Here is a 21,342-nt window from a genome sequence, read left to right on the forward strand (position 1 = left end):
ACTTATTCAATTAATTTGCTCTTGCCCCTCTTCATCGATGAAATATGCATGAGGTTTCGCTGCCTCTTCAATTTCGTTAAATGCCCAGTGAGATGCCTTCACATCTGGGAAGCTTGGTGTTGTCACGCCCTGTAGTGAACCGCGTTCAAACATACGGTTCATCATCACTACTGCTTGGGCACGTGTTAAGTGCTCATCTGGTGCAAAACTGCTATCTGCGCGACCGTTAATAATGCTTGCATTACGATTTGCCTCGATAATCCATTGAGCCCAGTGGCCTTTTGTATCCTTAAACGTGATAGCTACACCTTGTTCTACAGAAAGCTGCTTGTAGTTGGCTACCACTGCTGCCATTTCTGCTCGTGTGATATTTTGACCCGCATGGAAGTTTCCATGGTCATCACCGTTCATAATGCCCTGCTCTTTGACAAAGGCAATAGCCCCTGCTGCACTATGATCTTTTGCCACATCCTTGAATGGTGCAGTATCTACTGTGCCATCTGTATAGCCTAAGATACGCGCAATCATCGTAGCTACTTGGGCACGTGTTACGTTTTTCTCCGGACCAAATGTACCATCAGGGAAGCCTTTAATGTATGCTTCATGGTGGTGAATAACTTGCTCTTCTTTCTTTTCTACCTGAATAATCGTAAATGTACTGAATTTGTTCACTGTGAAGCGTAAGCCAAGTTCACCCTTCGCCATTGTCACGACTTCAGGGAATACCACTTTTTTCTCGCCATCCGAATGTTCAATAAACACTGCTAGTTGGTCTAAAAATGCTTGACGCTCCGCTGTATCTGTCGGTACTTTTACGCCTTTTAATGGCAGTGTTACTTGAACAGGTCGACTTGGCATATTTGTTTCAATCGTCATTGGACGAGCCACGACACGTACATTGTTGCTTTGTAGTGTCTCACGAACCACTCTCTCCACTCGAGCACGTTCTTCAATTGCCTTGCGCTCACTTTCCTTTTTCACAGGTACTAAACGGAAGTAGAAATTATCATTCAAACCGTCCATTGAGCTGAGTGGAATTGCAATCAGTCCATTCTCTGTAGCAAATTCTAATGATAAACCATTGTCATGTAGTAATTGTAGAGATTGTTTCGGTATTTCTATCGTTACTTTATCTACTTCATCATTGACATCCGGAATGACGATACGAACAATGTTATTGCCAATTCGTTTCGCTTTTTCTACAGCTTCCTTCGAGTTCGCTTCTGTTAATACCACAACATCTGTGATTTCACTGTTGGCATGTTTTGTGCGCTCAATTTCCACTGTTGTTTTTTCCAGTGGGTTTTCGCCATCAATTTCTAATGCCACTTGGATTTTCGTTGTAGTTGTACCAGGTTTAGTCGTTGTTGGTGGTGTTGGAGCTGTCGTCCATGTATCTCCGCCACCGCCTGAGCCTGATGACGAGTCAGCGGCACGATAAACCGTAATTGTATATTGTTTGACTCCTGTACCATCTTGAACCGTAATAACCACGGTATTTGCACCGACTTGGAGTGGAACAAGACCAGTTGTCACAACTTGTCCATTCACGGTCATCGTCACTGTAGCACCTGAATTGCTTGGTAGTGCTGTAAATGTTAGTTGAGACGTTGCGTAATTCACATTCATTGTGTAATTTGTGACTTCTGATGAGAAGTTTGGACTTAATGCACCTGTTGATGGTGTTAGTGAGCCTAGACCTGATGTTGGTTGTGTAGGTTTCTTTACAAGTGCATTCTGTGCTGCTGTTAATACTTGTAAGGCATCGTCTATTTCTGTTTGCGTAGCGCTTCCTTTTGTCAATATAGCTATCGCATCATTTAACGCTTTTTGGTAGTTTGACCAACTTTCTGGTGTATAGCTACCTGCCGATAAGTTCGTTGATTCATTTACCTTGGCTTGCAATGCTGTTTTATCTACTGTAGGAGCAGTCGGGGCATCTATTAATGCATGACGCGCTGCAACTAATTTTTCCCAAGCTGCATTTACCTCTTCTTGAGTTGCTTGAAGATCATTGAATACATCTTGGGCATCTTTTTTTGCCGTTTCAAATGCAGACCAACTATCTAGCGTATAATTCAACTCGCTAAATCCAGCGACAATTGTAAGCTCTTTTTGCAGATTAGTTTTATCAACTGTTTTATCTGAATCTATAAACTCCAATGCATCATGTTTTGCTTTTAAAGCATTGTAAGCTGCGTCTATGTCAGCTTGTGTTGAATTTGGATTGTCCAATACAGCTTTTGCTGCACTCAATGCTGGCTCTAAGTCATTCCAACTTTCAGGAGTATAATCTTCTTTTGTTAAGCCTTCGACAATCTCCACTCGAGTCGCTAAAAGTGATTTATCTGGCGCATCGACTGTTAAAAGTTTTGATACTATGCCAGATGTATGACCATTAATTTCTGCTGTATACTCGACATTGTATGTGCCATTAGGTATATCTTTGTTCGGTGTGATGCTCCAGTTTCCATGTTCATCTGCTGTTGTTGTTAACGTTATGTTATCAGAAATTTCGATTTTTACTGTTGCACCTGGTGTTGCTGTTCCAGTAAATGTTGGTTTACCTGTACTCACCGTTTCTGTTGGTGCTGTTACTCCCACTGTTGGATTTGGAGCTGCTGTATCTACCGTCATGTTTACCGTTTGTTTTGCTATCTTGTCGCCTCTTTTTGCCTCGACTTCGATTGTGTAGTCGCCATCTACTAAGTCAATGCTTGGCGTGAATGCCCAATTGCCACTTCCGTCAACCGTCGCATTCCCACTCGCATTTGGTACTTCATTGCCGTCTTTATCTTTAATCACAACTCTCACCGTTGCGTCTTTATCTACTGTTCCTTTAATGTCTGGGTTTTTAGTGTTCACTTTACCTGTTGGCTCCGTGATTTGTAGAGATGGTATGGCAGTGTTTGTCATAGTTTCTTCAAAGCTATTTACCGGTACACCATCTGTACCTGTTAATTTTCCTTGTCCATCATACTCTACTTTTACGGATTTACCAGTGGTATCTGTCCCTGGTAATGTAATCAGTAATTGCTTTGGATCAGCTGGATTTACTTTCACATCGGCATCAGTTAGTGTAATTGTTTCAGTACCTACTGTCACTGTAAACCCAGTTGCTTCAGGTGCTGTTAATTTGATGTCTTTATCAAATGTCACGATAATTTGATTTTGATTCGCTGTGATTTCTTCCACTTTCACACTTAGTGGTGCTGGTGCATCCGCTGCAAATGTGAAATATTGACTATTGGCTAATGTCGCTTTTGCAGCATAATGAGGTGCGCCATTTAAAGTAATCTCTGTTAATGTATATTCAGTTGCTAGTGCAAAATCTGTATCGCTGTCCCCTACTCGTAATGTTGTGTTTTCTGGAAGAGCACTCTTTGGAATGGCAATTTCTACTTCACCAACACTTCCTGTATTTTGTACTTTCCAAATACGTTCAGCATGATTTTTGTTAGTAGTGCCGATTTGCTTTGTGAACGCTAGATCCTTGCCGTTATCGGCCCAAATCAAATATTGTCCATCTGTAAGCGTACCTTGATTAGTCAAATTTGTAGCTGTAAGTGCATCAACACCAATTGCAACCTGTGTACCTTCGTTAATGCTTCGGCTTTGCTTTTGTTCAAGTTCCTCTGCATCATCACGACCGATACCAGCGATATTTTGTTGATACTTGGTGTTTTCAGTTGCATCCCATACAATAGCGTTATTTGTCGCTACGTAATTGTTAGTACCATCATTTAACGTAATCCCATATTTTACGGCTAAATACGTTTCAATTTTAGCAGCATCTGCACTTGTTTCCCCATCATACAAAATAACCTCTGCCACATCAGCATTGAGACCTGAGAAGTTACTACCAGAAGCTCCAGGTCCAGTAGCCCCAATAACAGGTGTAAATGTAATTGGTTTAATTGTAATTGTTGGTTGACCTACAGTAGTCAGCTGTCCATTTATTCTTGCTAATGCCTTTGTGCCATCATCATTCATTTCATAGTTTGCCATTTGGAATATTTTTCTGTTAGCAGGTCCAAAAGAGCGCCATGTAGAGTTTGCACCTGTCCCTACTGCGAAATAGTTTCCACCGCTTCCACCCCCACCTAAAATCTGAGTACCGTACTTGATTATTTCCGTAGAACCAACAAGTGCCCCTGCAGTCCCAGCTTCAGGCCATTTATAAACCGCATATCCAGACTGGAAAGTAATCTGTTTATCTCCTACTAATTTAGCAGATTGATTATAGTGAGCTGCTCCACTTGGGTTATCAAATTTTACACTTGGGTTAAAGTTCACACCATTTACGTTATACTTCGGTGTTCTCTCTTCTTGTCCTGTTGGAATATCAAGTGTAAAATTCACTGGTGCTACAGATTGATCAGCCCAATGTGTTAAATTTCCAGCACTTTCTTTTACACCTTCATTTGATTTCAACCATAGTACTGGTTGTGTACTTACACCACCCGGATTCACAGGATCCGCTGCTTGCGCTTTTTTAGGCAATCCTGTCAGCGAAACACTACTTGTCACAAGTGTAAGTGAAAGCATAACAGTAAGTGAACGCTTCCACCATTTTTTCTGTTTCGTTTTGCTATGCATCCTTTTCCCTCCTACCTATTTAAAACTCCGTTGTTCTTCATTAAATATTTTCGCCCTTTCAAATTTTTAACACCGTCATACTTCAATTTACTATAGTCTTCCTGAACAGAATCTGAACAATTAGTTCTATTTGTCTATATATCAGTTCTATCTACCTGCACAAATAATCTATCCATATGTTCAGATTTTGTTTAGGTAGTCATTGTATAGTAGAGACAGTACATAGAACAAAGGAATTTTGCTTATGATTATGTTAAATATTGTAATTATTTGGTTTGTTGTTATTTTCGGTGGATTAGGTATATTGAAATATATGCTTATACAAAAGGAGCGGAAAGTAAGAAAAGCGATGTTAGAAAAGCGGCTGGAGCATCTTATCCAAACGAATAAATACAAATCGCCCCAAGAAAAAAACGAGTCATCCTAATGATATAGGAATGACTCGTTTTGTATTTAAATATTGATTAAACCCATCCACGGAAGCGTGAAGCTTCTGCAGTGCGGCGAACACCTACCATATAAGCTGCTAAGCGCATGTTAATGTTACGTGTTGTCGCTGTTGTATAAACGTTTTCAAATGCATCAACCATTTTTTTGTATAGACGTTCTTCAACTTCTTCTTCTGTCCAGTAATAACCTTGGTTATTTTGTACCCATTCGAAGTAAGAAACTGTTACACCACCAGCAGATGCTAATACGTCTGGTACAAGTAAAATGCCACGATCAGTTAAAATTCTAGTTGCTTCAGAAGTTGTTGGACCGTTCGCTGCTTCAACTACGATTTTTGCTTTAATGTTGTTTGCATTATCAGCAGTAATTTGGTTTTCAATAGCAGCTGGCACTAAAATATCACAATCAAGTTCTAGTAATTCTTTGTTTGAAATTGTGTTTTCAAATAATGTTGTTACCGTACCAAAGCTATCGCGACGATCTAATAAGTAGTCGATATCTAAACCTTCAGGATCATGTAGTGCACCATAAGCATCTGAAATACCGATTACTTTTGCACCTAAATCATGCATGAATTTCGCTAGGAAGCTACCTGCGTTACCGAAGCCTTGAATAACAACGCGCGCACCTTTAATATCAATGCCACGTTTTTTCGCTGCTTCTTGGATAACGATTGTTACACCTTGTGCAGTCGCACGGTCACGACCTTGAGAACCACCAAGCACTAGTGGCTTACCTGTGATGAAACCTGGAGAGTTGAATTCGTCCATACGGCTGTATTCATCCATCATCCAAGCCATGATTTGTGCATTCGTAAATACGTCTGGCGCAGGAATATCTTTTGTTGGTCCTACGATTTGACTGACTGCACGTACATATCCACGGCTCAATCGTTCGATTTCATCCATAGACATTTGACGAGGGTCACAGATGACTCCGCCTTTACCACCGCCATAAGGTAGATCCACGATACCACATTTCAATGTCATCCACATTGAAAGCGCTTTAACTTCTTCCTCAGATACGGCCGGATGGAAACGAACCCCACCTTTAGTTGGTCCTACTGCATCATTATGTTGTGCACGGTAACCAGTAAATACTTTTGTTGTACCATCATCCATTTTCACTGGAATACGCACTTGTAGCATGCGAAGCGGTTCTTTTAACAATTCATACATTGCTTCGTCATAGCCAAGTCTATTTAGAGCCTCTTGAATGACTTCTTGAGTTGATGTGAACAGATTTAAGTTTTCAGACATTATTAAATCGCCTCTTTGTTTTTATAATGATAGTATATCGGCATCATTGTAACATACTTCCGAATTGAAATGTGAACATTTTGTTAAACTTTAAAAACTTTTTCAATTTGCTCAATTGACCAATCTAAATCCTCTTGTGAAATAACAAGTGGTGGCGCAAATCGAATGACAGTATCATGTGTTTCTTTACATAATAGGCCTAATTCTTTAAGCTTTTCACAGTACGGACGTGCTGCCTCTGTTAATTCCATTCCGATAAATAAACCACGACCACGAACATCTTTAATGACTGGGTTGTTAATTTCTTTTAATTTCCCTTTAAAGTATTCACCAAGTTCGTGTGAACGCTCTGCTAATTTTTCATCTAGTAATACTTTAATTGAAGCAATAGATACAGCACATGCTAACGGATTACCGCCGAAAGTTGAACCATGTGATCCTGGATTGAACACACCTAAGATCTCGCGATTTGCAGCTACACAAGAAATCGGGAATACACCGCCGCCTAAAGCTTTACCTAAGATGTACATATCAGGCTCTACTTCTTCCCAATCACATGCGAACATTTTACCTGTACGTGCTAAACCAGCTTGGATTTCATCTGCAATGAATAAAACATTGTTTTCACGGCATAGCTCGCGAGCAGCTTTTAAGAAGCCTTCTGTTGGAATGACAATACCAGCTTCACCTTGAATTGGCTCAATTAAAAACGCTGCTGTGTTAGGCGTAATGGCAGCTTTTAATGCTTCTAGATTACCGTAATCTACTAACTTAACATTCGGTAACATAGGACCGAAGCCACGACGATATTCTTCGTCAGACGATAAAGATACAGCAAGCATTGTACGGCCATGGAAGTTACCATTACATGCAATGACTTCAGCCTTGCCATCTTCTACACCTTTTACATCATATGCCCAACGACGAGCTGCTTTAAATGCAGTTTCTACCGCTTCTGCACCTGTATTCATCGGTAATACCATTTGTTTATTCGTTAATTTCCCAACTAGCTCATACCATTCACCAAGGTTTTCGCTATAAAATGCACGAGAAGTTAATGTTACTTTATCAGCTTGTTCTTTTAACGCAGCGATAATTTTCGGATGACGATGTCCCTGATTCACAGCAGAGTAAGCTGATAGCATATCTAAGTATTTATTACCTTCCGGATCTTTTACCCAAGCACCCTCAGCCTCTGCAATGACGATTGGTAGTGGATGATAGTTTGCAGCACCAAAATTTTGAGTTTGTTCAATAACTTGATCTGTTTTTGTCATATAGTATTCTCTCCTTACGTTCATGATGAAAAATCTTTGGAAGACTATGTTTTTCTATAAGTAAATTTAATAGAACAATTTCGCATTTTCTGAATATAAAAAACAAGAATCGGCCTAGCTACCCCTAGGTAAGCCGCTACAACGTTAGCGTCTGCGGTTCTTGCTGGGCCAACTTTACCAGGAAGATTCTCGCAGATTCTCTTATCAGCCCCGGCCAGATTCGGTTTTGCGCTTGCACAAAACCGAATCCGTGACATACGCCGAGGGCTATAACTTCTTTCATTCTGCTAAAGAAGTTACAGCATTTCTGAAGTTGTTTTTGCTTGCATGTGAAGTTGTAGATAGTCAGGGCCACCTGCTTTTGAGTCTGTACCTGACATATTGAAGCCGCCGAATGGTTGGTAACCTACGATTGCACCTGTACAGCCACGGTTGAAGTATAAGTTACCTACATGGAAATCTTCACGAGCTTTTTCTAAGTTCATACGATTATTTGTAATAACTGCACCAGTTAAACCGTATTCAGTATCGTTTGCAATATCAATTGCTTGATCGAAATCTTTAGCTTTTGCAATCGCTACAACTGGCCCAAAGATTTCTTCTTTCATAATACGTGCAGAAGGATCTACGTCTGCAAATACTGTTGGTTGGATGAAGTAACCAACTGAATCATCAGCTGTACCACCTGCAACAAGGCGACCTTCTCCTTTACCAATTTCAATGTAATCTGTCACTTTATTGAATGCTGCTTGGTCAATAACTGTTGCCATAAAGTTTTTAAAGTCTGTTGGATCACCAACTGTTAACGTGTTAGTAAGCTCCATTACACGATTAACAACTGTGTCATATACATCTTCAACGATAATAGCACGAGAACATGCTGAACATTTTTGACCAGAGAAGCCGAATGCTGATTTTACGATAGATTGTGCTGCAAGCTCTAAATCTGCTTCTTTATCAACAACGATTGTATCTTTACCGCCCATTTCAGCGATAACACGTTTAATCCAAATTTGACCATCATTTAATACAGATGCACGTTGGTTAATACGTAAACCTACATCACGAGATCCAGTGAAGCTGATGAAGCGTGTTTTTGGATGATCAACTAAGTAGTCACCTACTTCTGCACCAGAACCTGGTACAAAGTTCACCGCACCTGCTGGAAGACCAGCTTGCTCTAACACTTCGATAAATTTATAAGCAACTACAGGTGTTGTTGAAGCTGGTTTTAACAATACAGTGTTACCTGTTACTAAAGCTGCAACCGTTGTCCCGGCCATAATTGCGAATGGGAAGTTCCATGGTGAAATGACAATACCAATACCTAATGGAATATAGTCATAACGGTTGTATTCACCAGGACGGCTTTCTACAGGTTGACCTTCTTTAACACGTAGCATTTGACGACCATAGTATTCTAAGAAATCAATTGCTTCTGCAGTATCTGCATCAGCTTCAGCCCATGGTTTACCCGCTTCTTTTGTTAAAAGTGCAGAGAATTCGTGTTTACGACGACGAATAATTGCCGCTGCTTTAAATAGTACGTCTGCACGAATAGCTGGATCTACTTTTTTCCAAGTTTTAAATGTTTCGTCTGCAGCTTGCATCGCTTTTTCAGCTAGTTCTTTGTTTGCCTTTGATACGCGACCAATTACTTCTGTTTTCTTTGCAGGATTATATGAAACGATTTTATCTTCTGTCGTAATACGTTCGCCACCGATAATAAGTGGGTAGTCTTGACCTAAATAACTCTCTACTTTATTTAACGCTTCTAAATATGCGTTGTAATTTGCCTCTTGAGTAAAATCTGTGAATGGTTCGTGTTTGTATGAAATCATACTATATCCTCCCTCGTGAGATGTGTTTTAAGTGTGCAAAAAACATTGACGCAAAATATCTTTGCGTTTAGAATATTCTTACACTTATAATAATGCAAAATTTTGTTGCATATTTCAAGTAAAAAATTTTTGAGGTGCAAATTTTATGAAAAATTCCGAACCCTTACTCCCTTTTTATGAGTTTATTACAACGAATGTAACTGTTGGTATTCATGCTGTAGATCTTTCTGGCAAAACAATTATTTATAATACGAAGATGAAAGAAATTGAGGGATTTCATTTTGATGAATTAGCAGATCGTTCTGTTATTGAAATGTTTTCTTTCCGCCAGCATGAAAGTACTTTAATGCGAGTCTTACAAACAGGTAAAAAGGAAATTAATGTAAAACAAACGTATTGGAATAAAAATGGCCATGAAATTACAACGATTAATGATACTTTTCCACTTTATGTCGAAAATAAACTAATTGGAGCTATTGAGTTTGCTCGGGACATTACATCACTCGAAAAACTAGTTTATCAGCCCCTTCGTCGATATGGTGAACCTATAACATTCGATATGATTACAGCTGTTTCTGAATCGATGCGACAAGTAATCGCAAACGCCAAAAAAGCATCAGCAGTGAAACTACCAGTATTACTTATTGGTGAATCGGGTACAGGAAAGGATTTAGTCGCAGAAGGTATACACCATGCAGCATCGACTGATCCTGAAGCATTTGTAACTCTAGTAAGTCGTCACTCTGCACAATCTGTTTTAGATAAATTACAGAAGCACTTACAGGATGACAAGACATACACTTTTTTCTTTGAACGCATTGATTTTTTAAGTCTAGACATTCAGGAGCAACTATTAGAGGTTTTACAGTCTCTTCCACAGTCAAAATACATGCTCATTGGCAGTGTAGGAAGCGACCCCATTACATTGATCGCAGAAAAGAAACTTTCAAAATCACTGTATTATTTCTTTGCTACAATGGCCATTTCCATTCCTAATTTAACAGATCGAAAAGAAGATATTCTTCCATTTGTAGATGATTACTTCAACCGCCATCAAGAACGATTTGCTTCAAATGTCGCGGAATTATCACCTGATGTACAGGATTTATTTTTGCAATATGATTGGCCAGGAAACTTAAAGGAGCTTGAGCTATTACTAGATGAAACAGTGTCGTTTATGACCACTGAATCAACAGTTACCTCAGATTTATTACCAATGCATTTCCGCTTCAAGGTACAGCAGCAAGACGTATCTAATCACGAGCCGGAATTCTTTATGTTCCAGCAACAGAATGATGTTATGCCGCTCGATGCTTATTTACGTGAAGCCGAATCCTATTATGTGCAAAACGTCTTAAATTTATATGAAGGCAATATTACAAAGGCCGCTAGTGCACTTGGCATGAGTCGTCAAAACCTACAGTATCGAATTCGAAAAATAAAAAACCAATAACTTTCAGCTATAATTAAATACAAAAAACGAGGATACTTTCCTACTTGAAAGTATCCCCGTTTTTTATCCCGCATTAACAGGCAGTAATTGATCTGTACCGAAAGCGAAGCGTCTGGTATAAGACTCCCACCTAAAATCCAGTAAAATAACTGCCTGTAAAAGCCCGATTGGTGAAGACTAATAATCAGTGGGGGCCCCACTGATTAAAGTTTCACTTTATTGTCCTGACTGCTCGATCCAGTCCTGTAATTTATCTTTTAAGGAATTAAAACCATTCGCATCCGATTCATCTACACGGTCCTGCAATGATTTACGTGGTGGTGCATCTTTTTTACGCAATGTAGCTGGGCGCTCCTGCAAAGCACGAATCGATAAACTAATTTTTTCGGCATCTTCATCGATTTCAAGTATCTTCACTTCTACCTCTTGCCCAACTGACAAAAATTCACTAACGTCCTTTACAAAGCCGTACGTAATTTCGGAAATATGCACAAGGCCTTGTGTATCTTCATCAAGCGCAACAAATGCACCGTACGGCTGTATACCTGTAACTTTTCCAGTCAACACGTCTCCTAATTCATATTTTTTTCCCATAAACTTTGCCCACTTTCTTTTTGTTTGCTACGTATATATCACCATAAATTATAACATACGTAAATTAGTGGGGCAAAAAATCTCCTTATTCGTTAATAGCACTAATTAGGTAATGTTGTTCACCATTTTCGGTTACTACAGGGATTAATTCGAAAGATAATTGCTGTCCAATTACCCCTTGCGCCGCACCTTTTACAATTGTTCTAATACTAAGTGACGAGCCTCCCATTTCATAAAGAGCTTTAAAATTTTCCATCCCATCAAACTGAACAACTGTATTTATATCCAAGTCATCAGTTAAAAGTCTCTGAGCTATGTCACGATCACCAATCCCATTAGCATATAAAAATAAACTAACGATATTAATTGGATTTAATGTCTCTATAATTGCATCATTCTTCGTTTTAACATACTCATCGTAAAGAGATTTAGTTTGCTCAATCCAACCTTCATTAATCTCTATACTAGTTGTTCCATCATCCGTCTGCATAAACGTGTCTTCTCGCAAATATAAAATTCCCATCCAGATATCATATGTTGTTAACTGTTCTAGCGTTTTAGATTGTCCCGATAACTTTATTTCATCTAGTATTAATTGTGCTGTTTTGCGCATTGCCTCACCATATCCGCCATTCGCAATTTTAGTTAACAAATCCATATATTCAGGTTTGAATTGACCAGTTTTTGTACGAATAGGATTGGTTTCAGTTCCCTTAAAAATGGCAAGCCATGTATTTTCAAACTCTCCCTTTAATACGTTAAAATTGTCCGTCTCAGTAGATTTATCCGCTACAAGCGTTTTTTCATAGAGACGCAGAATAGTTGCGGAATCCTCTATAGAATAGAGTAAATCTCCACCAACAAGCAATGAGCCCGTAGCTAGGTATTTAAAATATCCTAATACATTTGGGTGAAGGCGTTCAATATATTCAGGCGCGTCTTTCCCGAATACAGGATTTGGTCGAAAACTATAACTTTGTCCATTATATTGTAATTCTAAATATTGCTCTTTAGCTGTAGCAATTAATTTATTTAGATCTGCAGGTAGACTTTTTGGTTTTTGTGATAAAACTTTTTCATATTGAACAAGCTTATTAGAATAATAGTTTGCTATCTCTTCTGCTGGGTATGAATATCCACTATAAAAGTAATAAGATTCTTCAAATGACATAAGATTTCCGTAAGTTTCGATAAGTTGTATTTGCTCACGTGGCGTTTGTAGATTATCCAATGTATTTTTTGCCAAACTGTTCAAAAAGTTATTATTTTTGTTCTGTACCCCTTGAAACAACTCTTTTCTTTTAGGTAATGAGTTCACTTCATTGTCTGTAGTTTGAACTAATGCTATTTCACTAAACTCTTTCTCCGGAATGTCGAGCTCTTTACGCATTTGTTCACGTTTTTCTTTATATTCTTTTGTAAAGTTTGAAAGCCATTCGTCATATGCTTTTTCTTGTTCTTGTTCAGCTGTTTGAACAAATGTCGATGGATTAATCACATACGACGAAACGAGAACACCTACTAAAAGTACACTTGCAATGCATGCTATCCAGACGGCTGGCTTTTGCCATTTTGAGGGAGGCTTTTGAGTTGTTACTGTTTCTTGTGATTGTTGTGTTACATCTTCTGCCTCGATTTGTGCGAAAACGGCTTCTGGATCTAGCTGTGATTCTAGGCGATCATAGGATTTTTTTAGAAGCTCCATTCGTTTTTCAAACTGTCTATCATCCATTATCAACACTCCCCTCCTGCATTAACACCACTTTGAGCTTCTCCTTTGCACGTAATATACGAACTTTGACAGTTGATAACGCAATATTTAGTACCTCTGCTATCTCCTCATACTTTAATTCATGGAAGTAAAATAATATAAGAGGATAACGATATTTTTCATCAAGTTCTTTAATAGCATTATGTAATAACCTATCCTCTTCAAAATTAAGGACATGCTTTTCTGCCGAAGATGAGGGCATTTGTTGCTGTGCACTTAGCCTTTCTTCCTTTGCTTGCTCTCGTTGTTCTTTGCGATAATAATCACGCGTTGCATTCAATGTGATTTTATAGAGCCATGTCGTAAAACGATCCTGCTTAAATTGATGTAAAAAACGATAGAGCTTCACAAATACCTCTTGTGAAACATCGGCTAAATCATTACTATGCACGCCGCATTGAAAAGCAAACTTTTCAACTGTTCGCTGATGTATTCGGATCAGCTCTATATAGGCGCCTTTGTCTCCTTGCTGAGCCCGTTCTATTAATTCAGTTTCTGTCACAGTCATCCCCCCCTTTGCATATGTAACGAACCCTCCCTCCTAATTGTTACATATTTAAATATATTTTGGATCTTTACCATACAGTGTGGTTGATTTCCTTGCACTCCGCCGCTAAAACCATCTATTCAGCTACTAAAATTATCCTCCTGCACAAACCAAAATTAATGTGAAAACATCTAAATCATTTGCTGAAATTAGCTTGTGTTATGGGCATATTGCGGTAAAATAAAGCCTTAGTATAAGGAGGATTAATTTTTGTGTCTTCGAGAGATCAATTTACATCTAAAATCGGGTTTATTTTAGCTGCCGCTGGAAGTGCTATAGGGTTAGGAGCTATTTGGAAGTTTCCTTACATGGCGGGTACTAACGGAGGAAGTGTCTTTATTTTACTATTCATCCTTTGTACATTTTTCATCGGTTTGCCGGTGTTAATTGCAGAATTTATGATTGGTCGCCGTGGGCAAAAGGATGCCGTCACGTCGTTCAAGGAACAAGCACCAGGAAAACCGTGGTACTTAATAGGATGGAGTGGCATGATTATTGCCGGTCTAATTCTTTCATTCTACAGTGTTGTTGGTGGTTGGATTTTAAGTTACTTGGGCCGCGCCATCACATTCCACCTCAATACTTCTAGTTCAAATACTAATTATGCAGATTTATTTGGTAACATCATTTCAAGCCCATTTGAAGCAGTCCTTGTACAAGGGTTATTTATGTTGTTAACAGTAGTGATTGTATCAGCAGGTATTAAAAGTGGGATTGAAAAAGCTAGTACATGGATGATGCCTCTATTATTCGTCTTCTTCATCGTATTAGTGATACGCTCTTTAACATTGGACGGTGCAATGGAAGGCGTCAAATTTATGTTCGTCCCTGATTGGTCCTACTTAAATGCGGAAACGTTTTTAATGGCACTTGGACAAGCTTTCTTCTCATTAAGTGTCGGGATCGCGGTAATGATCACATACGCTTCCTATTTATCAAGAACAGAAAAGATTGGAAATTCAGCGATCAATGTTGCATCGATGAATATCATTATTTCTTTACTTGCAGGTCTAGTAATTTTCCCAGCAGTGTTCGCACTTGGCTATACACCAGACCAAGGTCCTGGACTCGTATTTATTATTTTACCTGCTGTTTTTGAGCAATTACCTCTTGGTGGTCTATTCTTAATGATTTTCTTCGTACTTTTACTATTTGCAACAGTTACTTCTTCCATTTCCATGTTAGAAATTGTCGTGGCGATCGCAATTGGAGATAAGCCTGAAAAGCGTAAAAAAATTGCTTGGATTGGCGGTACTATTATTTTTATCGTTGGTATTCCAAGTGCTCTGTCATTCGGTATCCTATCTGATGTAAAAATTTTAGACCGCTCTATCTTCGACTTTGTAGACTTTTTTACGAATAATATTGGTATGCCAATTGGAGCCTTACTGATTTCTATTTTTGCAGGCTATTATTATACAAAGGACATCTCACGAAAGGAGCTTGCAACATCTAGTCTGCTGTTCAATATTTGGTATATTTTAATCCGTTATGTTTCTCCGATAGCGATATTCATTATTTTCATCAAGGGGATTTTACCGTTGTTTAAATAAAAGACTTTCAATTTTATAGCAAAAAACGAGGTTGTCTCAAAATTGAAAGACAACCTCGTTTTCTATAGAAAAGCAAAAACATAATTGTGTCCGAATTCGGCTTGTGCTCAGGCCTGCACGAGGGCCGACACGATGTCGGTCATTTCGGTAATGCCACAGGGGACGTGGCGTTTTTACCGATGCAGGTCAGTTAGCCGTTATCGCATGGATGCGATGATTTTAGGCTAACATCCTATGTGAACTCTTTTCCGATTCCATGACATCCACCAGAAGTTAGGCCAATACAATATTGGTCACTCAGGCATTTTCAACCGCTGAAAGAAGATCAATTATGCCTCGGCATAATTGCGTCCGGAATCGGCTTTGTGCTTAGGCCTGCACGAGGGCCGACACGATGTCGGCCATTTCGGTAATGCCACAGGACGTGGCGTTTTTACCGATGCAGGTCAGTTAGCCGTTATCGCATGGATGCGATGATTTTAGGCTAACATCCTCTAAGAACTCCTTTCCGATTTCCGCGACATCCGCAGGAGGCTTTAGGCCAACATGATGTTGCCACTCAGTCGTTGCCACAGGACGTGGCGTTCATAGACTGAGTTCCTCTATTTCAGTGGATGTTTGGACACCCGCTGAAAGATGTTAAATAATGCATTTTGCTTCAAATTTTATCGCAATAAGTTTATATGAAATGGCTACACAATCTTCAAATGGAATCCATTCTTCAAACGAATGCTCATATGTTTCTTGAATAACCTTTGCAAGAACAGATGGATCATCGATACCTTGCAATGCCGCTACAACATCTGCGGTTTCAGTATCATAATGATCTGGACCTAAGTGGAATGGATCCCACTCCTCTAGCAGATGTACGGCTGCTTGATTCATTTTTATATTTTCCAAAATACTCACCTATTATCCTTTTATCATACTCGTATGATACCATAGTAAATAAAAAAGAAAAGAGTGATTTGCTTGTCTATTTTCGATCAAACTATTAAACGTCTTTGTACAAACTCTGTAAAATGGGACGCAATGGAAAACGTATACGGGGTACAAGATGCTTCAGACATACTACCAATGTGGGTAGCTGATATGGATTTCGCTGCTCCAGCAGCCGTATCAAAAGCACTACAAGAACATGCTGAAAAGACTGTTTTCGGCTATAGCTTTGTGAGCGATGAAGCGATACAGTCGATCATAGACTGGCAGAATGCTCGTTATGATTGGCACATTGATAAAGAATCAATTGTTTTCTGTAATGGTGTTGTTGCTGCTTTAGCGGATAGTATTAAGGCACTGACAAATCTAGGAGATAAAGTACTTATTTCCTCACCTGTCTACCCACCATTTTATAACATCCCAAAAAGCAATGGCCGAGAAGTGGTTAATTGTCCTTTAGTAGAAAAAGATGGGACATATGTCTATGACTTTGCAGCCTTTGAGCAAGCACTTGCTCAAAATGTGAAAGCCTACATATTGTGTAATCCACATAATCCCGGTGGTTATGTATGGGATGAAGCTACATTAAAGGAAATTGTACGACTATGTGCAAAATATGATGTAGTGATTATTTCCGATGAAATTCATTCTGATTTAATGTTGGATGGCTCACAACATACACCATTAGCAAAAATCGCTGGTGATGAAATTGATCGTATTATTACGTGCATGGCACCGACAAAGACATTTAATCTAGCGGGTATTCAGGTTGCCTATATGATTGTGACGGATAAGAAAAAGCGTATGCTACTAGAAGCAGTTCATATGGCTAGCGGGCAAGGATCATTAAATACATTTGCTTCTGTCGCACTTCAGGCTGCTTATACAGAGGGTTCCACATGGTTAAATGACATGCTTACTTACATTTCAAACAATATGAACTATGTAATTGCTGAATTAGGGCAATTACCTGGTATCCATATTAAAAAACCTCAGGGCACTTACTTACTTTGGATTGATTATCGGGAATTAGGGCTTGATGAAAAAGAAATCATGAAACGTTTGCTGGAACATGGCAAGCTTGCATTAGAGCCAGGATCAAAATATGGTGAAGAGGGTCATGGCTTCCTACGTATGAACGTTGCTTGCTCATTTGACACAGTAAAAGATGGTGTTCAGCGCTTTAAGCAAGCACTTCAGCAATAGGAAGTAAATAGTGAAGGATATCTCAAGTTTTTCTGAGGTATCCTTTTTTGTTTGAAAAATATATATCACATGGAGATGAAGCATTTGAAGAATGGAGCGAAGACAAAATTTTAACATGAGATTAATGAGAAAGTATAATGCCCCGCAGTCCTTAATGGCTGCGAGGCATCTGGCTTTCTATATAAAGTGCTTTTTTAAATATTTTGCTGATTGTTTGTATTATTTTTCTCTGAAAGAATACGTGCTTCGAGTTCCTTTGATTTCATTTCTTGTTTCTTAGAAATCTTACGGAAAACGGTAAAGACAACAATACATAAAATAAGCATGATTAAAAATTCAAAAGTTGCAGGAACATAGCCTGATTTATCTTCTGGGAAATATAAAAATTGATACATTAAATGTTTCATGTTTTACACGTCCTTACAATTATTATTCAAAAACTGTAATTGACTCGATTTTCACATCTTCTACTGGTTTATCACGCATGTCTTTTTCTGCATCTGCAATTTTGTCGACAATGTCCATTCCTTCAACAACATGACCAAATACTGTATGTTTATGGTCTAACCAAGGAGTACCGCCATTTTTAGCATAAGCTTCAATAATTTCTTCTGGGAAGCCAGCACCTTGTAATTGACGAAGCATATCACTTGGAAGGTTCTTCATTTGTACGATAAAGAATTGTGAACCATTTGTGTTTGGACCCGCATTTGCCATTGAAAGAGCACCGCGAAGATTAAATACGTTTTCAGAGAACTCATCCTCGAAAGAGTTACCCCAAATTGATTCGCCACCCATACCTGTACCAGTTGGGTCCCCACCTTGAATCATAAAGTCTTGGATGACACGGTGGAAAATGATGCCGTCATAGTAACCAGATTTTGCATGGCCTAAGAAGTTTTCAACCGTTTTTGGTGCATGCTCTGGGAATAATTTAATTTTGATGGCACCTAATGTTGTTTTCATTTCTACAAGTACTTCGCCTTCAAGTACTTCTGTTGTTAATTGTGGAAACATTGAAGTCTCTCCTTTAAATGTAAAATTTCAGTTTCAATGAAAATGATAGTACTATCATTTCTGACCTCATTTTAGTCTAACATACTTCTTAATGGTTTTCTTCACCAAAGTATTGACGATTTTTTGCACTTTTAATTTTTTGGCTAATAACCAAAGCGTGAGGTCGCTTTCCGTTCCGACTGGGCGCCTCCTTAGGGACAGTGTAATAGGTGAGAGCAAGTTGAGGAACGAAGGCTAATAGCATCACGCCCTGTGATAACGCCTTCGTGACCAACATCGTGTTGTTGTTGCTGTCGCTTCGCCTTCGCACAAAAAGCATTTGTTACTGACGCTACGCTTTTGCATAGACGAAACCCTCTTACTGAAGCATCGTTTTATGACTATATATTAGAGTGATATGCTATGTGGAGTGGAGTGGAGTCTGGGCGACATAATAAAGTAAAAGGATTCACGCACAGTTTTGTGTGTGAATCCTTTTTGTTCTTCTGAATGTGGATGTCGATAAAAATTAAAAGTTAGGTGATAAAACGTGAAAGTTTGTCGATAAAATTCAGAAGTTGGTAGATAAAACGTGACAGTTGGTAGATAAAATTTAAAAGTTGGGCGATAACTCCTGAAAAGGTCCCGATCAAACTAAAAAGTTGGATGTCATTTTGTTAAAACGTATGTCATGTGGATAAGTTGATCTTCGTTCCGGCTGGACGACTCCTTGGGGATCAGCGCTAGAGGAACGAAGGCTAAAATCATCACATCCTGTGATAACGCCTTCGTGACCAACGTCAGCTACAAATGTTTTATCTGCGCGAAAGCGAAGCGGCAGCAACAAAGCGTCCAGCCGAAACGGAAATCACCCCCTCGCTTTGCCGAAGAGCCAACAAAATTGCAAATAGGTCTGAACGAGTATTTGGAAACCATCCAAATTATGTTATTCTTTTGAATGACTCATATTTAGAGTGGAGGCACACATGAAAAAGGCTTTTGGTTTTATTATCATTTTACTCTCCTTACCTGTCCTTTGGTGGATTAGTACAAATATTAGGACGGAAATCAATGCGGCACAAGCGCATGAGGAGAAAATTGCTAGCGCTATTCACTTACCGGAAGTTCAGACACAGCTTCCAGTAACACTTATTGATCAAAATGGCAATACATTTAGCGAGGAATATGTCGAATGGAGGCATCCTCTAACACTACAAGAAATACCCAAAATTGCCCAGGAAATTTTTATCGCAAGTGAGGACGCTCATTTTTATGAGCATATCGGCTTTGACCTCAGTGCTATCATCCGTGCAGTTGTTGCTAATTCAAACTCAAATTCAGCGTCTCAAGGTGCCAGCACTATTACACAGCAGCTCGTTCGTATGCGTTATTTATCCGACGAAAAAACATATGAGCGAAAATTAACAGAGGTTTTTTACTCCTATGAGCTTGAGAAAGAATTTGATAAAGACGAGATTTTAACGATGTATCTAAATGAAGCCTATTTTAGCAATCAAGTTTATGGAATCGGTGGAGCAGCTACCTATTATTTTCAAAAACCACTCCAAGAATTATCTATAGCTGAAATCGCATTTATTGCGGCTATTCCAAATAACCCCTCATTGTATAATCCTTTAAAAAATTTTGAAAAAACAAAAGCGAGACAAGAGCGGTTATTAGATACACTCGCAACGAGCGGCGCTATAACAAAAGAAGATGCCACTACATATAAAGCTGAAACGATCACGTTAAATGTAAAGAATAAAGCGCAAAGCTACCCTATGTACAGCACTTACGTCCTACAAGAGCTTAGATGGTTAGTTGCAGAAAAAGAAGGCTATTCAGATCGTCTTGCAAATACACAAAGTGAAGAAGAAAAGAAAAAAATCAAAGCGCAGCTAGATAATCGACTCAATACATTATTTCAAAATGGATTAACGATTTATACCGCGCTTAACCCAGACAAACAAGCGCATGATGAGCAAAAGATGACTGCCATTCTAGGTTCAGGCAAATTACAAGCAGCTGGAGCAGTTATTGATAATAAATCTCGTGAAGTAGTTAGTCTTTATGCGGGGAAAAACTATGAAAAGTTTGGTTATCATCGGGCCTTTCAAGGAACGCGACAGCCAGGCTCTGCCTTTAAGCCGTTAGCGGTATATGCTCCTTTCTTTGAAACGACAGCACACACACCTGATTCTATAGTGAGCGGTGGCAGTTATTGTGTCGGCTCATTTTGTCCACAAAACTATGGCGGCTTTAAATACGGTGATGTACCCATTCGAGTAGCATTTCAATATAGCTACAATACATCGGCTCTCCGTCTCTTTAACACAGTCGGAATTGACACAGCCTTTAGTTACTTAGATCGCTTTCATTTCCGCTCCATCGTGGCAAAAGACCATGATTATGCTCCTGCCTCTTTGGGAGGGTTAACGTATGGTGTTACAGCACTTGAGCTAGCAGATGCTTATACAAGCTTTATAGACGGCTCATACGTACTTGCCCATAGCATCCGTAAAGTAACAGCATCTGATGGCACGGAGCTTTACAGCTGGGATTCAACACGCGATCAAATTTGGTCACCGAAAACGGTTAAGTATATGCGTTCGATGCTTACAGATGTTGTTACTAAAGGTACAGGGCAAGGCGTTTATAGTAGAAGTAACTATGTCGGTGCGAAAACAGGAACAACTAACGACTATCGCGACTACTGGCTTGCAGGATTAAATGATGAATACACCGCAGCAGTATGGCTGGGCTATGATAAGCCACAATCTATGGAGAGATTAGAAAACTATAAGATTCACCATCAACTATTTAATGTTTTACTACAGTAAATAGTCATAAATCCTCA

Annotated in this window: 15 protein-coding genes; 5 read left to right on the forward strand and 10 right to left on the reverse strand. The window is 39.1% G+C overall.

The window, feature by feature from the left end; all coding sequences use genetic code 11:
* Nucleotides 1-6: 6 nt before the first annotated feature.
* On the reverse strand, nt 7-4,599 hold the full coding sequence (locus ACFXN8_RS15250; RefSeq protein WP_386846225.1) for a DUF8202 domain-containing protein: 4,593 nt from the start codon (nt 4,597-4,599) through the stop codon (nt 7-9).
* A gap of 244 nt (nt 4,600-4,843) precedes the next feature.
* Here ACFXN8_RS15250 and ACFXN8_RS15255 point away from each other — a divergent pair, with 244 nt between their 5' ends.
* Nucleotides 4,844-5,026, forward strand: coding sequence for a hypothetical protein (locus ACFXN8_RS15255; RefSeq protein ID WP_386846227.1), 183 nt, complete (start codon nt 4,844-4,846; stop codon nt 5,024-5,026).
* Nucleotides 5,027-5,063: 37 nt separating this feature from the next.
* Here the strand turns inward: ACFXN8_RS15255 and ACFXN8_RS15260 are convergent, their stop codons facing one another.
* The 3 genes from ACFXN8_RS15260 to pruA form a co-directional block, all read right to left on the reverse strand.
* Nucleotides 5,064-6,308, reverse strand: a complete 1,245-nt coding sequence (locus ACFXN8_RS15260) for a Glu/Leu/Phe/Val family dehydrogenase (RefSeq protein ID WP_376074867.1) — start codon at nt 6,306-6,308, stop codon at nt 5,064-5,066.
* Between the two features lie 83 nt (nt 6,309-6,391).
* Nucleotides 6,392-7,585: an ornithine--oxo-acid transaminase gene (locus ACFXN8_RS15265; protein ID WP_376074868.1), complete on the reverse strand. Its 1,194-nt coding sequence runs from the start codon at nt 7,583-7,585 to the stop codon at nt 6,392-6,394.
* A gap of 296 nt (nt 7,586-7,881) precedes the next feature.
* Complete coding sequence (gene pruA, locus ACFXN8_RS15270) at nt 7,882-9,426, reverse strand: L-glutamate gamma-semialdehyde dehydrogenase (protein WP_386846230.1); 1,545 nt, start codon at nt 9,424-9,426, stop codon at nt 7,882-7,884.
* A gap of 145 nt (nt 9,427-9,571) precedes the next feature.
* Here pruA and ACFXN8_RS15275 point away from each other — a divergent pair, with 145 nt between their 5' ends.
* Nucleotides 9,572-10,879, forward strand: coding sequence for an AAA-type ATPase lid domain-containing protein (locus ACFXN8_RS15275; protein ID WP_386846232.1), 1,308 nt, complete (start codon nt 9,572-9,574; stop codon nt 10,877-10,879).
* Nucleotides 10,880-11,095: 216 nt separating this feature from the next.
* Here the strand turns inward: ACFXN8_RS15275 and yugI are convergent, their stop codons facing one another.
* The 3 genes from yugI to ACFXN8_RS15290 form a co-directional block, all read right to left on the reverse strand.
* Entirely contained in the window at nt 11,096-11,473 is a 378-nt protein-coding gene (gene yugI, locus ACFXN8_RS15280; protein WP_386846234.1) for a S1 domain-containing post-transcriptional regulator GSP13, read from the reverse strand.
* An 85-nt stretch (nt 11,474-11,558) separates the two neighbouring features.
* Nucleotides 11,559-13,205, reverse strand: coding sequence for a hypothetical protein (locus ACFXN8_RS15285; RefSeq protein ID WP_386846236.1), 1,647 nt, complete (start codon nt 13,203-13,205; stop codon nt 11,559-11,561).
* Nucleotides 13,198-13,746 carry an RNA polymerase sigma factor gene (locus ACFXN8_RS15290; protein ID WP_386846238.1) on the reverse strand — a complete coding sequence of 183 codons (549 nt, stop codon included), beginning with the start codon at nt 13,744-13,746 and terminating at the stop codon, nt 13,198-13,200. The genes ACFXN8_RS15285 and ACFXN8_RS15290 overlap by 8 nt, the downstream gene beginning before the upstream one ends.
* A gap of 257 nt (nt 13,747-14,003) precedes the next feature.
* Between ACFXN8_RS15290 and ACFXN8_RS15295 the strand changes: the two genes are divergently transcribed.
* Nucleotides 14,004-15,344 carry a sodium-dependent transporter gene (locus tag ACFXN8_RS15295; protein WP_386846240.1) on the forward strand — a complete coding sequence of 447 codons (1,341 nt, stop codon included), beginning with the start codon at nt 14,004-14,006 and terminating at the stop codon, nt 15,342-15,344.
* 639 nt (nt 15,345-15,983) lie between these two features.
* On the opposite strand, the gene ACFXN8_RS15300 is transcribed toward ACFXN8_RS15295, so the two are convergent.
* Complete coding sequence (locus ACFXN8_RS15300; protein ID WP_082339692.1) at nt 15,984-16,244, reverse strand: DUF1871 family protein; 261 nt, start codon at nt 16,242-16,244, stop codon at nt 15,984-15,986.
* Between the two features lie 72 nt (nt 16,245-16,316).
* Here ACFXN8_RS15300 and ACFXN8_RS15305 point away from each other — a divergent pair, with 72 nt between their 5' ends.
* Entirely contained in the window at nt 16,317-17,489 is a 1,173-nt protein-coding gene (locus tag ACFXN8_RS15305) for a MalY/PatB family protein (RefSeq protein WP_386846243.1), read from the forward strand.
* Between the two features lie 194 nt (nt 17,490-17,683).
* Here the strand turns inward: ACFXN8_RS15305 and ACFXN8_RS15310 are convergent, their stop codons facing one another.
* Both ACFXN8_RS15310 and ACFXN8_RS15315 read right to left on the reverse strand, forming a co-directional pair.
* Nucleotides 17,684-17,896, reverse strand: coding sequence for a hypothetical protein (locus ACFXN8_RS15310; RefSeq protein ID WP_386846245.1), 213 nt, complete (start codon nt 17,894-17,896; stop codon nt 17,684-17,686).
* A 22-nt stretch (nt 17,897-17,918) separates the two neighbouring features.
* Nucleotides 17,919-18,506, reverse strand: coding sequence for a peptidylprolyl isomerase (locus ACFXN8_RS15315; RefSeq protein WP_376074876.1), 588 nt, complete (start codon nt 18,504-18,506; stop codon nt 17,919-17,921).
* Nucleotides 18,507-19,471: 965 nt separating this feature from the next.
* Here ACFXN8_RS15315 and ACFXN8_RS15320 point away from each other — a divergent pair.
* Complete coding sequence (locus tag ACFXN8_RS15320; RefSeq protein ID WP_386846247.1) at nt 19,472-21,325, forward strand: transglycosylase domain-containing protein; 1,854 nt, start codon at nt 19,472-19,474, stop codon at nt 21,323-21,325.
* Nucleotides 21,326-21,342: the final 17 nt, after the last annotated feature.

Source organism: Lysinibacillus sp. NPDC059133 (assembly GCF_042755925.1).
Taxonomy (GTDB): Bacteria; Bacillota; Bacilli; order Bacillales_A; family Planococcaceae; genus Lysinibacillus.